Source organism: Promicromonospora panici (assembly GCF_900608595.1).
Lineage (GTDB): Bacteria > Actinomycetota > Actinomycetes > Actinomycetales > Cellulomonadaceae > Promicromonospora > Promicromonospora panici.
This window is the reverse complement of sequence record NZ_UWYY01000013.1, coordinates 82,710-97,176: the sequence shown is the minus strand read 5'-3', so window position 1 is coordinate 97,176 and position 14,467 is coordinate 82,710. Positions and strand designations below refer to the sequence as shown.

The following is a 14,467-nucleotide window of genomic DNA, read 5'->3' as shown; positions in this document are numbered from 1 at the left end:
GTCGGAGGAGACCCTGTGAGCCTGCCCGTCGAGGAAGATGTCCCCCTGTCCGCCCTGCTCCGTGAGGGCACACGCGCCGACCACGCGGCCGCCGAGACCGAACCGTTCATCGAGCAGCTCATGTCCGGCGCGCTGACCCGGGCCGCCTACGCCGACCTCGCGGCCCAGCAGCTCGCGGTCTACGAGGCTCTCGAGGGAGCGAGCTCCGCCGTCCACACCGACGACCGGACCGCCGGCCTTGTCTTCGACGAGCTCAACCGGGTCCCGGCGATCGAGCACGACCTGGCCTACCTGTACGGGCCGTCGTGGCGCGAGGAGATCCGGATCCTGCCCGCGACGCGGGAGTACGCGGACCGCGTGCGCGAGGTCGGGGGCAGCCTGCCGCACTACGCGGCGCACGCGTACACGCGCTACCTCGGCGACCTGTCGGGCGGCCAGATCGTCAAGCGCATGATCGAGCGCCACTACGATCTGGCCGACGGAGGGCTCGCGTTCTACACCTTCCCCGACATCCCGAAGGTCAAGGTGTTCAAGGACCTGTACCGGGACCGGCTCGACGGCCTCGACCTGGACGCGGACGAGGTGGCCACCACCGTCGCGGAGGCTCAGCTCGCGTTCCGGCTGAACCGCGCGGTGTTCTCGGCCCTCGCCGAGGTCCACTGCTAGAGCGTCAGCTCGGCTCGAGCAGCAGCTCGAGGTAGTCGCGCAAGCACGCGGCGACGTCGACCCGCTCCGGTTCGAGCAGCCACTGCACCTGGAGCCCGTCCCACAGGCCGACCAGTGACGCCGCGGCCCGGTCCGGGTCGATCCCGGGCCGGACCCGGCCCTCGGCCTGCAGGGCGCGGAGCTCGGCGGCATAGGCGGTGCGGATACCGGCGAACCGGCCGACGAAGTAGGAGCGCGCCGGATGTCCCTCGGTGATCGACTCGGCGCAGAGCACGGCGTACAGCTCGATCACGCCCGGGAGGCTCTCGTTGGCGCGCGCACGGTCGACGATGCCCTGGATGAGCCCTGCCGGTTCGGGAGCTGCTTCCGGCGCGGGAGCCGCGTCGACGGTGATCTCGTCGCGGCGATGAAGCACTGCGAGCAGCAAATCGCTCTTGGTCGGGAAGTAGTGCAGCAGGCCGGTCTGGCTCATCCCGACACGATCGGCGATCTCCTGGAAGGAGCCGGCGTGGTAGCCGCGCTCGGCGAACACGGCATGCGCCGCTTCGACGATGGATCGGCGCCGCTCGGCCGATTTCGCTCCCGCGCCACGACGAGCGACCCGCCTGCGCTCGCTCGTCGTGCGCTCGGTCGACTGACGTGGGGCCTGCTCGCGCCCGGTCGGCATACGGCTCGTCTCCTTCAGCGGTCACTCTGCGGGTGCGGTCAGCGTATTGCCGCCAAACGATACCCAGCATTTTCGAGTACGCACTCGGAAATGCCGCTAGGGTGTCCGGGACGACCACCGCACCTGGGAGGAATCCGTTGCACCCCACCACCTACCTGACCGACACCGGCGCCGGTCTCGGACGGCGCCGCACGGCCCGCTCATGGCTGAGCACCGACGCCCCCACGCTCTCGCTCGACGGCGACTGGCGGTTCCGCCTGCTCCCAGGGGCTCCCGGGACGCCCGGCGCGGCCGGGGCGCTGCCCGAGGGCGAGGGCATCGAGGCCGTCGCCGAGCCGGACTTCGACGACTCCGGCTGGGACACCCTTCCGGTGCCGGCGCACTGGGTGCTGCAGGGGGACGGCCGCTACGGCCTGCCGATCTACACCAACGTGCAGATGCCGTTTCCGCTCGAACCACCGTTCGTGCCCGACGCGAACCCGACCGGCGACTACCGCCGCACCTTCTCCCTGCCCGGGTCGTGGTCGGACGCCGAGGCCGTGGTGCTGCGCTTCGACGGCGTCGAGTCGCGGTACAAGGTGTGGGTCAACGGCTCCGCCGTCGGCGTGGGCAGCGGCAGCCGGCTCGCCCAGGAGTTCGACGTCACCGAGCTCGTCCGCCCGGGCGAGAACCTGATCGTGGTGCGCGTGCACCAGTGGTCGGCCGCGAGCTACGTCGAGGACCAGGACCAGTGGTGGCTGCCGGGCATCTTCCGCTCGGTGTCGGTGCAGGCCCGCCCCGTCGGCGGGATCGAGGACGTGTGGCTGCGCGCCGGCTACGACGACGGAGCCGGAACCCTCGAGGCAGAGGTGCGCGGCGCGTCCTTCCCGCTCACGCTCACGATCGAGGAGCTCGACGTCTCGGTGACCTGGGAGTCCGCCGACGAGGTGCGGCCGCTGCGGCTGCCCTCGGTCGAGCCGTGGTCGGCCGAGGTGCCGCGCCTGTACGGCGTCACCGTCGCGAACGCGGCCGAGTCGATAACGCTCCGGACCGGCTTCCGCACGGTCGAGATCAGGGGCGACCGCTTTCTCGTCAACGGGCACCGGGTCGTCTTCCACGGGGTGAACAGGCACGAGACGCATCCCGACCGTGGCCGGGTCTTCGACGAGGAGTTCGCCCGCGCCGACCTCGCGATGATGAAGCGGTTCAACGTCAACGCGATCCGCACCAGCCACTACCCGCCGCACCCGCGGCTGCTCGATCTCGCCGACGAGCTCGGCTTCTGGGTCGTCCTCGAGTGCGACCTCGAGACGCACGCCTTCGAGAACAGCGGCGGCGGGGCCCACGAGACGTGGCGCGACAACCCGAGCGACGACCCGCGCTGGCGTGACGCCTACCTCGACCGGATCGAGCGCACCGTCGAGCGGGACAAGAACCACCCGAGCATCGTGATGTGGTCGCTCGGCAACGAGTCCGGCCGCGGCGCGAACCTCGCCGCCATGGCCGCCTGGGTGCATGCCCGCGACCCCGAGCGCCCCGTGCACTACGAGGGGGACTACACCGGCGCCTACACGGACGTGTACTCGCGGATGTACTCCTCCATCGCCGAGACCCGCTCCATCGGGCGGGACGACGACCGCACTGCCCTGCTCGGCTGCACCGCCGCCGAGTCGGCCCGGCAGCGCACCAAGCCGTTCCTGCTCTGCGAGTACGTCCACGCGATGGGCAACGGCCCGGGCGCGATCGACCAGTACGAGGACCTGGTGCGCGAGTACCCCCGCCTGCACGGCGGCTTCGTGTGGGAGTGGCGCGACCACGGCCTGCGCACCCGCACCACCGACGGCACCGAGTTCTTCGCCTACGGGGGCGACTTCGGGGAGGTCGTGCACGACGGGAACTTCGTGATGGACGGCATGGTGCTCTCCGACGACACGCCCACGCCCGGCCTGTACGAGTGGAAGCACGTCGTGGCGCCGGTCGGGATCACCTTCGACGGCGGCGGGATCATCATCGAGAACCGTCGCCACACCGCCGACCTCGGCGACCTCGAGCTGCGCTGGTCCGTGTCGCACGACGGGCACCACGCCGAGGGCGGCGTCCTGGACCTCGGCGAACCGCTCGCTGCAGGCTCCACGACCCGCGTGACGCGGCCCGGCCGGCCGGCGGACGACGGAGCCGAGACCTGGCTGACGGTCGAGGCCGTGCTCGCCGCCGACACGGTGTGGGCCGGGGCCGGGCACGTGGTCGCGGCCGCTCAGCTCGAGCTCTCCCGGCCGGCGACCGTTCCCGCCTGGGCACGGAGCGGCGGCTCCGCGACGCAGGCCTCCCCCGGTACGGGAGCGGCGTCCTTCGCGGACGGCCGGCTGAGCGGCCTCGCCGGGCTGCCCGTCTCCGGACCGCGCGCGGAGCTCTGGCGGGCGCCCACCGACAACGACCACGGCAGCGGCTTCGGCAGCTACGACATCGCCGATCCGTGGGCGGACCGCGGGCGCGGGACCGTCGCGCCGTCGTCCAACGAGGTCTGGACCGACGCGGGGTTGCACCGGCTCACGGCACGCACCGAGGCGGTCGACGACGGCGGCCGGCACCGCCGGCTGCGCTACGCCGCCGCCGACTCCACGCAGGCGCTGCTGGCCGAGGAGCGGTGGACCACCGAGGGAGACGCGGAGGTGCTCCGGGTCGACCTGGTGCCCACCGAGGGCTGGCGGATCCACTGGCCGCGGCTCGGCGTGCGGTTCGCGCTGCCCGGTTCGGTCGACCGCGCGGCCTGGTTCGGTGCGGGCGAGCGGGAGTCGTACCCCGACAGCGCGCGGTCGGCGCTCGTCGGCCGGTTCGAGGCCGACGTCGACGATCTCACCGTCGAGTACGCGCGCCCGCAGGAGAGCGGGCACCGCAGCGCACTGCGTGAGCTCGTGCTGTTCGAGGGCGGCAGCCCCTGGCTGCGGATCGAGGCGGCGCCGGACCTGCTGGGGCGTCGTCCCGGATTCACACTGCGCCGGCACACGGCCGAGCAGGTGACTGCCGCCGGGCACCCGCACGAGCTGCCGGCCTCGGACCACGTCTACCTGTGGATCGACGCCGCCCAGAACGGCCTGGGCTCGCGGGCCTGCGGCCCGGACGTCTGGCCGGACCACATCCTGCGCCCAGAAGCCCGCACGATCACGCTCCGATTCACCCCGCTCCGCTGACCCCCGCCCTGGCTTGGTTGTGGGCTAGCCTCAGCGTCACTATCTGGAAGGGGCGCAGGCCCAGGGTGATCGCGCGTGCCGCGACGTCCAGCGAGCGGGCGCGGGGCATGTCCGCCGTCAGCGGCTTCTCCATGAGGCCGACCTCCCAGGCGTCCGCGACGTCGAACCCGGCCGACAACGTCACCTCGGCGCGCCGCCCGAGCGCCTCGTAGACGCGCACGACGACGTCGCCCGACCGGTCGTCGGCGAGCTTGACCGCCTCGATCCGCACCCCGGGGTCCGAGCTCGACACGACGCTCCACGGTTCGGCGGGGCGCGCTGCCGTGCCGGCGGCGAGGCGCAGCGGCAGGTTCATCTCGTAGCCGGCCGCCACGGCGTCGCCGACGGAAGCGCCCGGCACCACCGCATAGGCGAAGACGTGATGCCCCTGGTCCTGGTGCGGGTCGGGCGACTTCGCGGCCCGGACGAGGCTGAGGCGCACCTCGGTCTCGACCTGCCCGTCGTCGCCGACCCGCCGGGTGATGTCGTGGCCGTACGTCCCGGCGTTGACCACGCCGATGCCGTAGCCCGGCTCCTCGACGTGCACCCACCGGTGCGCCACGACCTCGAACCGCGCGTCCTCCCAGGACGTGTTCGTGTGCGTCGGACGGCGCAGGTGCCCGAACTGGATCTCCGCCGAGTGGTGCTGCGCGTGCACGACGAAGGGCAGCGACGCCTTGAGCAGCTTCTCGCCCTCGTGCCAGTCCAGCTCCGCCTCGAGGTGCACGCGCGCGTCGTCGGCGTGCAGGGCGATCCGCTGGGTCACGCGGGAGGCGCCGAACGTGCGTACGATCTCGACCCGCGCGCGCAGCGGACCGTACTCGACGATCTCGACCGACTCGACCTCGACGAGGTCGCGCACGGTGTGCCGGTAGTGCGCGTCGATGTCCCAGGCGTCCCACGCGTTCGGGAGGTCCTGGTGGAGCTGGAGCAGGTTGGCCGCGCGGCCCGCGGGCACAAGCTCGCGGTCCGCCCGCAGGTCGACGATCGACGTCACCAGACCGCGTGCGTCGATGCGCACCCGCACCAGGTCGTTGCGCAGCACGATGTGCTCGCCGTCGCGCTCGGCCGTCACGGGCTGCGCGGGCTCGAGCGGCTCGAAGGCGGCGAGACCGTGGCCCGGCACGCTGACCAGGCCCGCCGGGTCGCCGTGCTCGTCGAGCACGAGCTCTACGCGGGCGTGGTCCGCCGCGTTGACCACGGCGCCGTCCGCCTCCAGGTGCTTGAGCGCGTGCCCCAGCAGCTCGTCGAGCCGCGCGAGGCTCTGGCCGTACTCCTCCTCGTTCTCCCGGTGCACCCAGGCGATCGACGAGCCCGGCAGGATGTCGTGGAACTGCTGCACGAGCGTGGTCTGCCACAGGCGGTCGAAGGCGTCGTAGGGGTAGTCGGCGCCCCGCAGGGCCGCCGCCGTCCACCAGAGCTCGGCCTCGCGCAGCCGGTGCTCGACGAGGCGGTTGCCGCGCTTCTCCCGGGCGTGCGACGTGAACGTGCCGCGGTGCAGCTCCAGGTAGAGCTCGCCGACCCACACGGGCGCGTCCTCGTACTCGGCCCGCGCCCTGGCGAAGAACTCGTCGGGGCTCTCGATCCGCACCCGCGGCGAGCCCTCGAGGTTCGCGACGCGACGCTGGCGCTCCATCATCTCGCGGATCGGCCCGCCGCCGCCGTCGCCGTAGCCGAACGGCACGAGCGACGTCGTCGCCCTGCCCTTCTCGCGGAACTCGCGGACCGCGTGGTGGATCTCCTCGCCCTCGAGCGTCGAGTTGTACGTGTCGGCCGGCGGGAAGTGCGTGAAGATGCGGCTGCCGTCGATCCCCTCCCACCAGAACGTGTGGTGCGGGAACGTGTTCGTCTGGTTCCACGAGATCTTTTGCGTGAGGAACCACTCCATCCCCGCCAGCCTCGCGACCTGGGGGAACGCTGCGGTGTAGCCGAAGGAGTCGGGCATCCAGATGCCCTGGGTGGTGACGCCGAGCTCGCGCTCGAAGAAGCGCAGGCCCTGCGTGAGCTGGCGGACCATCGCCTCGCCGCCGGGGAGGTTGCCGTCGGGCTCGATCCACTGCGAGCCGACGACGAACCACTGGCCTCGCTCGACGGCGGCCTGAATGCCCCGCCAGGTGTCGGGGTACCGCTCCTTGATCCACGCGTACTGCTGGGCGGACGACGCCGCGAACCGGAAGTCCGGGTACCGCTCGGCGAGCGCGAGCACGTTGGCGAACGTGCGGCCGACCTTGCGCTTGGTCTCCCGGATCGGCCACAGCCAGGCCGTGTCGATGTGGGCGTGCCCGACGGCGCTGAGCACGTGCGCGGACGCATTGGCGGGCCGCGCGAGCACGCCGGTGAGCTCGGCCCGGGCGGCGGCGGCCGTCCCGACGATGTCGTCCAGCAGCAGGACGTCGAGCGCCCGTTCGAGGGCGCGCAGCACCTCGTGCCGGCGCGGCTCCGTCGTCGGCAGCTCCTTGACGAGCTGGTAGAGCACCTCGACGTCGAACCGCAGCGCCCACACCTCGGGCTCGAGCACCGCGAGCTCGGCGGTCGCGAACGTGTAGACCTGGTCCGCCGGCGCCGTCGACTTCTCCCCGTAGGCCGTGGGCACGAAGTCGTTCTTGAGGATGTCCGGGTTGGCGGCCGCCTCCAGGTAGAAGTGCACCCGCTCGCCGCCCGCGGCGACGTCCGCGATCGGGACGTAGCTGTTCCGCGGGTGGATGCCCTTGACGGGAACGCCGTCGGGGGTGAAGACCAGGCCCTCGGCCTGGTTGCCCGGCCAGTCGCCCTGGAACCCGGGGTCGACGACCAGCTCGACGGTGCGCCCCGCCCACTCGGCGGGGACGGTCCCAGTCACCTGGAACCACCACGTCGACCACGGCCGCCCCCACGGGGTGCCGACGGCGAAGTCCGAGTACGTCGCGAGCAGCGCCTCCGCGACCGGGACCGGTTCGTCGGGTACCTCCCACGCGGACAGGGTGACGGGCGTCCGGGCCGAGTAGCAGGCCGGGGTGATCCGCTCGGTGAGCACCCGGTGGATGCGTTCCTCGACGAGCTTCTGGTTCTGGTGCATAACGTCTCCGGGTCGGTCGAAGGCTCAGTCGGGTCAGTCGGGTCGGTCGAGGGTCGGTCGAGGGCTCAGGCGAGGTAGGACAGCTCGGGGAACGTGGCACGGGCGCTGTCGAGCAGGGCGTGCGCCACCCGCACCGAGTCGACGAGCGGGTGGTGGGCCAGGGCACGCACCGCGGCCGTACGCGAACCGCCGATCCCGGCCTCGATGGTCTCGCGCTCGACGTACTTGACCGTGGTCACCAGCCCGCGGCCGAAGTCCGGCACCTGCGCGCCGGGGATCGGGTGCGCGCCGGCGGCGTCGACGATGCAGGGCACCTCGACGACGGCGTCGTCGTCCAGCCAGGGGATCGTGCCCGCGTTGGGGACGTTCAGGATGAGGCGCGAGTGCTCGTCGTGGGCGATGCCGCGCATCAGCGCGATCGCCACGTTCTCGTAGCCCCCGGAGACCAGGTCGTCCGCGTTGCGCTCCCCCATGCCCACGGACTCCCGGCTGGTCGCCATGTACGTGGCCTCGCGGTCGAGCCGCGCGGCCTCCCAGACGGCGAGGGGGTCAGCGGCGCCGTGCGCCTCGGACCAGAAGCCGGCCTGCTGGTCGAGGAGGTAGCCGGCCCGTGTGTGCGAGGCGAGCTGGTCGGCGTGGAGCACCTCGCGCCGGTAGGCGTAGTAGTGCAGGTACTCGTTCGGCAGTACCCCGAGATTCTGGATCCACTCGGCGCCGAAGAGCCGGCCCTCCTCGAAGGCCTCGATCCGCTCCGGCCGGGCGAGCAGCTCGGGCAGGCGGTCGACGCCGTCGACCCGGAGGCTGGTCAGCCAGCCCAGATGGTTGAGCCCGGCGTAGTCCACCTCGACGCTCGGGCCGACCGGCAGGCCCAGCGCGGACAGCGCCCGGCGCGCGAGCCCGATCGGCGAGTCGCAGATGCCGATGACACGGTTGCCGAGCACCTGCGACATGGCCTCGGTGACCAGGCCGGCCGGATTGGTGAAGTTGATGACCCAGGCGTCCGGTGCGACCCGCTGGACGAGCTCGGCCAGGTGCATCGTCGTCGGCAGGGTGCGCAGGGCGTAGGAGATGCCCCCGAAGCCCGCCGTCTCCTGGCCGATCACGCCGTGCGCCAGGCCGATGGTCTCGTCGTGCGCACGGCCCTCGAAACCCCCGACCCGGATGGCCGAAAACACGAAGTCGGCCCCCCGCAGCCCTTCGGCCAGGTCCGTGTGGGTGGTGACGGCCGGGGCGTCGGCAGCGCCCTGGGCCTGGGTGGCCAGGATGCGGGCCATCGTCCGCAGCCGGTCCCCGTCCGTGTCGACCAGCGCCACCGATGTCACGCGTCCGGGCTCGCGGTCGCGCAGCAGCGCGGCGTAGACGAGCGGCGTGCGGAACCCGCCGCCTCCGACGATGGTCAGTCTCATGCGACGACAACCTCCACCTGCTGGGCGGCGAGGGCGCTCGAGACCTGCTCGGACACCTCCTCGTCGGTGATGAACCGGGCGACGTTCGGCGGGAGCTTGACCCGGCCGAGGCCCGTGCCCGGGAACTTGCTGTGGTCGGCGAGCACGGTGATCTCGCCGGACACCTCGGCGATAGCCTGCTTGACGGGCACCTGGGCCATGGTGGTGTCGCGCAGGTCGCCCGTGTCCGAGACCCCGCTCACGCCGAGGAACGCGTGGTCCGCGCGGATCATCCGCAGGCACTCGGTGGTCAGCGGGCCGGAGACCGCCTGGTACACCGGGTCGTAGTCCCCCGGCAGCATCACGAGGTGCACGCTGCGGCTGTCCCGCAGCGCCTCGTAGATGGCGAGGCTCGCGGTGATGACCGTGACGTGCCGGGCGTGCAGCGTCCGCGCGAGCTGCAGGGTGGTCGTCCCGATGTCGAGGAGCACCGACTCGCCGTCCTCGATCAGCTGGGCGGCGCATGCGGCGATGCGTTGCTTCGCCTCCCGGTTGACCGGCTCGACGGTGGCGAACGGAGCGTCCTCCTCGGCGAGCACGGCGCCGCCGTGGGCGCGGCGGATGGTTCCCGCCCGGTCGAGCTGCTGCAGGTCACGGCGGATGGTCGCCACGCTCGACCCCGTCACGGAGGCCAGCTCGCCCACCGTCGCTGCCCCCGTTTTGCGCAGATGATCCAGGATGACTCGCTCACGCAGATCTCTCACGCGGAGCACGCTACCACGGCCGCTCATTTTCGCTCATTTACTCAACTGTAACAATCAAAACCCTGCACATGCGCGCAGAGCCGTGCTATTCCTTACGGATCCTTTCCCGGACGCCTTGCCCCATCGAGGAGGACCATGGCGATCAGACGCGGCGCGCTGGACGCGCCCAGGGACGCCCCGGCGGGCGGTGCGGTCAGCGCGGACGACGTGGTCGGCGCGGACGGCACGAACGGCACGAACGGCACGAACGGCCAGGTCGACATGCTCGCGGTCGGCCAGCTCTTTCTCGACGTCGTCTTCGGCGGCCTGGGCGGCAGCCCGCGCCCGGGCGAGGAGACGTGGACCGGCGACTTCGGCTGGGGACCGGGCGGGATCGCCAACATGGCCATCGTCTCCGCGCGGCTCGGGGCGTCGACGGCGATCGGTGCCGTCGTGGGTGACGACCCGCTCAGCGGACTGTGCGCGGGCCTCCTCGAGCGCGAGGGCATCAACACCTCGGGGCTGCACACCGTCGCCGGGTGGGCACTGCCCGTCACGGCCTCGCTCGGTTTCGACGGCGACCGCGCCCTCGTCACCGGCGGCACACCCGCACCGGGGAAGCTCGGCGAGATCCTGGACGCGGACGTCCACCCCCGCGTCGCCGTCGTCCACGTCGACGACACGACGCACGACGTCGTCCGCCCGCTCGTCGACCGCGGCGCGAAGGTGTTCGCCGACCTGGGCTGGGACGACAGCGGAGCCTGGGACACCACCGTCCTCGACGGGCTCGACGGCTGCTACGCCTTCGTCCCGAACGATCGCGAGGCCATGGCGTTCACCCGGACCGACACCCCGGAGCTGGCCCTCGAGTCGCTCGCCGAACGCGTGCCCCTCAGCGTGGTCACGCTCGGCTCCCGCGGCGTCCTCGCCCTGGACGCCGAGACGGGCGAGCGGGTCCACGTCGAGCCCGTCCCGGTCCACGCCGTCGACGTCACCGGCGCCGGCGACGTGTTCGTCGGCGCCCTCGCGGTGGCGACGCTCACCGACTGGACGCTGCGCGAGCGCGTCGACTTCGCGGCGCTCGCCGCGTCGATCACGGTCTCGCGTCCCGGCGGGGCCGCCACCGCCCCCACCCGGGCCGGCCTCGTCGACTGGCTCGACGAACACCCCTCCGCCGCCGCAGACGCGCGGTTCGCCTTCGTCCGTGACGCCGTGCCCTGAGCGACGTCGTCCCACTCCTCCGACCTCCACCACACGGCCCCACCAACCGCTCCACCGAACAGCTCGACCGAACATGGAGAAGAACCGAGATGAAACTCAACACCTCACGCGGCCGCCCCCGTGTCGTCGCGTACGCGGCGATCACGTCCCTGGCCCTCGGCCTGACTGCGTGCACGAGCGACCCGGTCGGCTCCGACGGTGAGCCCGCCGCGGACGGATCCCTGACGATGTGGATCTGGCCGGGTGGCCTCAGCGACACCGTCGTCGAGACGGTCACGGACGACACACCTGGTCTCGAGACGTCCGTCATCGGCGACGACTTCAAGCAGAAGCTGCTCACCGGCTTCACCGCCGGCGCGGACATCCCCGACATCACCGGCGTGAAGGGCGAGGACATGCCCTTCTTCCTGCAGGAGCCGGACCTGTTCACCGACCTGAACACGCTCGACATCGACGACATCGTCGAGGAGTTCCCGGACTGGAAGCTCGCCGAGGCCACGACCCCGGACGGCGCGCTGCTCGGCCTGCCGATCGACATCGGCCCGGCCGGCCTCTTCTACCGCGAGGACGTCCTGGCGGACGCCGGCCTGCCGACCGACCCGGCCGAGGTCCAGGCGGCGACCGCGACCTACGACGACTACTTCGCCTTCGGCGAGGAGCTCCAGAAGTCGGTCCCGGACGCCCACCTCGAGGTCTCCGCCGGCGGCCTCTTCGGCAAGGTGATGGGCCAGAGCGAGACGAAGTTCGTGAGCCCGGAGGGCGAGTTCCTCGGCGAGGGCGACGAGGTGCGCGCCGCCTGGAACCTCGCGATCGAGGCCTGGGACCGCGGCCTGATCGCCGGGATCGAGGACGGCAGCCCGGACTGGGCCTCCGCCGTCAGCGCAGGCTCCCTGCCGACGCTGAGCGGCGCGGCGTGGTACGCCGGTGACATCAAGAACAGCGTCGCCGACACCTCCGGCCTGTGGCGGGTCACGCAGATGCCCGGCGGCCCGGCGAACATCGGCGGCTCGTTCCTGACCATCCCGGCCGCGACCGAGGACAAGGAGGCCGCGCTCGAGGTCATCAAGGCGCTCCTGAGCCCCGAGAACGAGGCCGTCATGTACACCGAGACCGGAAACTTCCCGGCCCGCACCACTGCCTTCGACGAGCCCGGCCTGCACGAGGGCGACGACTTCTTCGGCGGCCAGGACACGGTGTCCGTGTTCGTCGAGGCCTCGGAGAACATGCCGACCGTGTACAACAGCCCGCTCGACAACCAGGTCGCCGCCCCCTACTACACGGAGCTGGGGAACGTGCAGACGGGCAAGGATCCCGAGCAGGCCTGGGCCGACGCGGTAGCGGCGGCCAAGGAGGCTCTGGAGTCCGCGTGACACTCACAGCCTCCACGGTGTCGGCGGGAGCGCGCACCTCGGTGCGCTCCCGCCGGCGTCGCGCCGTCCGCGCCTGGCCCGCGTACGCCGCGATCGCGCCGTTCTTCATCCTCTTCCTGTGCTTCGGCCTGTATCCGACGCTGTACTCACTCGTGCTGTCGTTCCAGAAGTGGAACGGCCTCGGCTCTCCCGAGTGGGTCGGTCTCGACAACTACGTGCGGCTGGCGAACGACGACACGTTCTGGCTGTCGGTCCGGAACACCTTCGTCATCTTCGCCCTCTCGACGATCCCGATGATGATCATCGCGCTCGTCGTGGCCGCCATGCTCAACAACGCCGTGCGCTACAGCACGGCGCTGCGGATCGCGTACTTCGTACCGAACATCACCTCGGTGGTGGCGATGGCGATCCTCTTCGGCGCGATCTTCGGCGAGTCGTTCGGGCTCGCGAACGCGCTCCTCAACGCCGTGGGCCTACCGGACGTCAGCTGGCTGAACTCGCCGTTCGGCATCCAGCTCACGATCTCCATCCTGATCACGTACCAGTGGACCGGGTACAACGCGATCATCTTCCTCGCGGGCATGCAGTCCATCGACAGCGAGGTCTACGAGGCGGCCAAGGTCGACGGCGCCGGCCCGGTGCGGAGCTTCTTCTCCATCACGCTCCCGCTGCTGCGGCCGACGATGATCTTCGTCCTCATCGTCTCGACCATCACGGGGCTGCAGAGCTTCACCGAGGCACAGGTGCTCACCGGCGGCCCCAGCACGACCAACCCGAACAGCGGAGGTGTCGGGCAGGGCGGCCTCACGATGGTCCTGTACTTCTACCAACAGGCATTCAGCCACAACAAGTTCGGCTACGGCGCCTCGATCGCGTGGGGGATCTTCCTCATCATCCTCGTCTTCGTGATCATCAGCTGGCGTTACAGCGTGAAGAGAGAGGACCCCACGCGCTGATGAGCATCCTCGCCTCGCCACGACCCGTGACACCGGGCCGCATCGCGCGCCCCGCGCCGTCCCTGATGAGCCGCCGACGCCGCCGGTTCGGGCTCTACCTGATGCTCACGTCGGGCGCACTCCTGTCGGTCTTCCCCTTCTACTGGCTCCTCGTCATCGCGAGCAACACCACGAGCGACATCTACAAGTCGCCGCCCAAGCTGCTGCCGGGCAGCCACCTGTTCGAGAACATCGCAGCTGTCTTCGACAAGATCGACTTCATCGCTCCGCTGGCGAACACCCTGGTCGTCGCACTCTCGGTGACCTTCCTCGTGCTCTTCTTCGACTCGCTGGCGGCGTTCGCCTTCGCGAAGTTCGACTTCCCCGGCCGCGATGCGCTGTTCACGGCAGTCCTCGTGACGTTCATGCTGCCGATGCAGCTCGCGATCATCCCGCAGTTCATCACGATGGTGAACCTCGGCTGGGTCGGGAACCTGCAGGCGCTCATCATTCCGGCGGCGGCCAACGCGTTCGGGATCTTCTGGCTGCGCCAGTACATCAAGTCCGCCGTCCCGGACGAGCTGATGGATGCCTGCACGCTCGACGGCGGGGGCTTCTTCCGCCAGTACGTGACCGTGTGCCTGCCGCTGATCCGCCCGGGGCTGGGCTTCCTCGGGCTGTTCACCTTCATCTCCACGTGGAACGACTATTTGTGGCCGCTGACGATCCTGACTGATCCACACCGGATCACGCTCCAGGTGGCACTGGCGCAGCTCCAAGCGGCGTTCGCCCAGGACTACGGGATGATCATGGCCGGCGCGCTCCTGGCGACCGTGCCCCTCCTGGTGGTCTTCCTGTTCGGCGCACGGCAGTTCATCGGCGACATCGCGAAGGGTGCGATCAGATGACCGCCTCGAACCCCGACGACGTCCTGCGCACCGACGCGCTGGACGACGACGCCCTGCGGGCCGCGGCCGTCGACCGGATGCGTGAGCGACGCTTCGGGATGTTCATCCACTGGGGGCTGTACGCGGCAGCGGCCCGCAACGAGTGGATGCGGCATCGCGAACGGACGCCCGACGCCGACTACCGGCAGTACCTCGAGCACTTCGAGCCGGACCTGTTCGACCCGGCCGAGTGGGCCGATCTCGCCGCGGACGCCGGGATGAGATACGTCGTCGTGACCACGAAGCACCACGAGGGCTTCTGCCTGTGGGAG

The 14,467-nt window shown here is 71.1% G+C and carries 10 protein-coding genes and 1 pseudogene; 7 read left to right on the top strand and 4 right to left on the bottom strand.

Annotated elements, in window-relative coordinates:
- The first annotated feature begins 15 nt into the window (after positions 1-15).
- The gene (locus tag EW117_RS16455; protein ID WP_129787793.1) at positions 16-666 is read left to right on the top strand and encodes a biliverdin-producing heme oxygenase; all 651 of its coding nucleotides are present in this window, start codon (positions 16-18) and stop codon (positions 664-666) included.
- 4 nt (positions 667-670) lie between these two features.
- Here EW117_RS16455 and EW117_RS16450 read toward each other — a convergent pair whose 3' ends face one another.
- Positions 671-1,333, bottom strand: coding sequence for a TetR/AcrR family transcriptional regulator (locus EW117_RS16450; protein ID WP_129787792.1), 663 nt, complete (start codon positions 1,331-1,333; stop codon positions 671-673).
- Positions 1,334-1,470: 137 nt separating this feature from the next.
- Between EW117_RS16450 and EW117_RS16445 the strand changes: the two genes are divergently transcribed.
- The gene (locus EW117_RS16445) at positions 1,471-4,500 is read left to right on the top strand and encodes a glycoside hydrolase family 2 TIM barrel-domain containing protein (RefSeq protein ID WP_129787791.1); all 3,030 of its coding nucleotides are present in this window, start codon (positions 1,471-1,473) and stop codon (positions 4,498-4,500) included.
- Here EW117_RS16445 and EW117_RS16440 read toward each other — a convergent pair.
- From EW117_RS16440 to EW117_RS16430, 3 genes are all read right to left on the bottom strand, one after another.
- The gene (locus tag EW117_RS16440) at positions 4,484-7,594 is read right to left on the bottom strand and encodes an alpha-mannosidase (protein ID WP_129787790.1); all 3,111 of its coding nucleotides are present in this window, start codon (positions 7,592-7,594) and stop codon (positions 4,484-4,486) included. The genes EW117_RS16445 and EW117_RS16440 overlap by 17 nt on opposite strands.
- A gap of 65 nt (positions 7,595-7,659) precedes the next feature.
- Entirely contained in the window at positions 7,660-9,000 is a 1,341-nt protein-coding gene (locus tag EW117_RS16435) for a 6-phospho-beta-glucosidase (protein WP_129787789.1), read from the bottom strand.
- Positions 8,997-9,743, bottom strand: coding sequence for a DeoR/GlpR family DNA-binding transcription regulator (locus EW117_RS16430; RefSeq protein ID WP_242504333.1), 747 nt, complete (start codon positions 9,741-9,743; stop codon positions 8,997-8,999). Before EW117_RS16430 ends, EW117_RS16435 begins: the two co-directional genes overlap by 4 nt.
- Before the next feature lie 135 nt (positions 9,744-9,878).
- Between EW117_RS16430 and EW117_RS16425 the strand changes: the two genes are divergently transcribed.
- The 5 genes and pseudogenes from EW117_RS16425 to EW117_RS30515 all read left to right on the top strand — a co-directional run.
- The gene (locus EW117_RS16425; protein WP_242504332.1) at positions 9,879-10,943 is read left to right on the top strand and encodes a carbohydrate kinase family protein; all 1,065 of its coding nucleotides are present in this window, start codon (positions 9,879-9,881) and stop codon (positions 10,941-10,943) included.
- Positions 10,944-11,032: 89 nt separating this feature from the next.
- Complete coding sequence (locus EW117_RS16420; RefSeq protein WP_129787787.1) at positions 11,033-12,313, top strand: ABC transporter substrate-binding protein; 1,281 nt, start codon at positions 11,033-11,035, stop codon at positions 12,311-12,313.
- Complete coding sequence (locus EW117_RS16415) at positions 12,310-13,269, top strand: carbohydrate ABC transporter permease (protein ID WP_129787786.1); 960 nt, start codon at positions 12,310-12,312, stop codon at positions 13,267-13,269. The genes EW117_RS16420 and EW117_RS16415 overlap by 4 nt, the downstream gene beginning before the upstream one ends.
- Positions 13,269-14,156: a carbohydrate ABC transporter permease gene (locus tag EW117_RS16410; RefSeq protein WP_129787785.1), complete on the top strand. Its 888-nt coding sequence runs from the start codon at positions 13,269-13,271 to the stop codon at positions 14,154-14,156. The genes EW117_RS16415 and EW117_RS16410 overlap by 1 nt, the downstream gene beginning before the upstream one ends.
- A pseudogene (locus EW117_RS30515) lies at positions 14,153-14,464 on the top strand (alpha-L-fucosidase); the annotation flags it as partial. The gene EW117_RS16410 and the pseudogene EW117_RS30515, both read left to right, overlap by 4 nt.
- Positions 14,465-14,467: the final 3 nt, after the last annotated feature.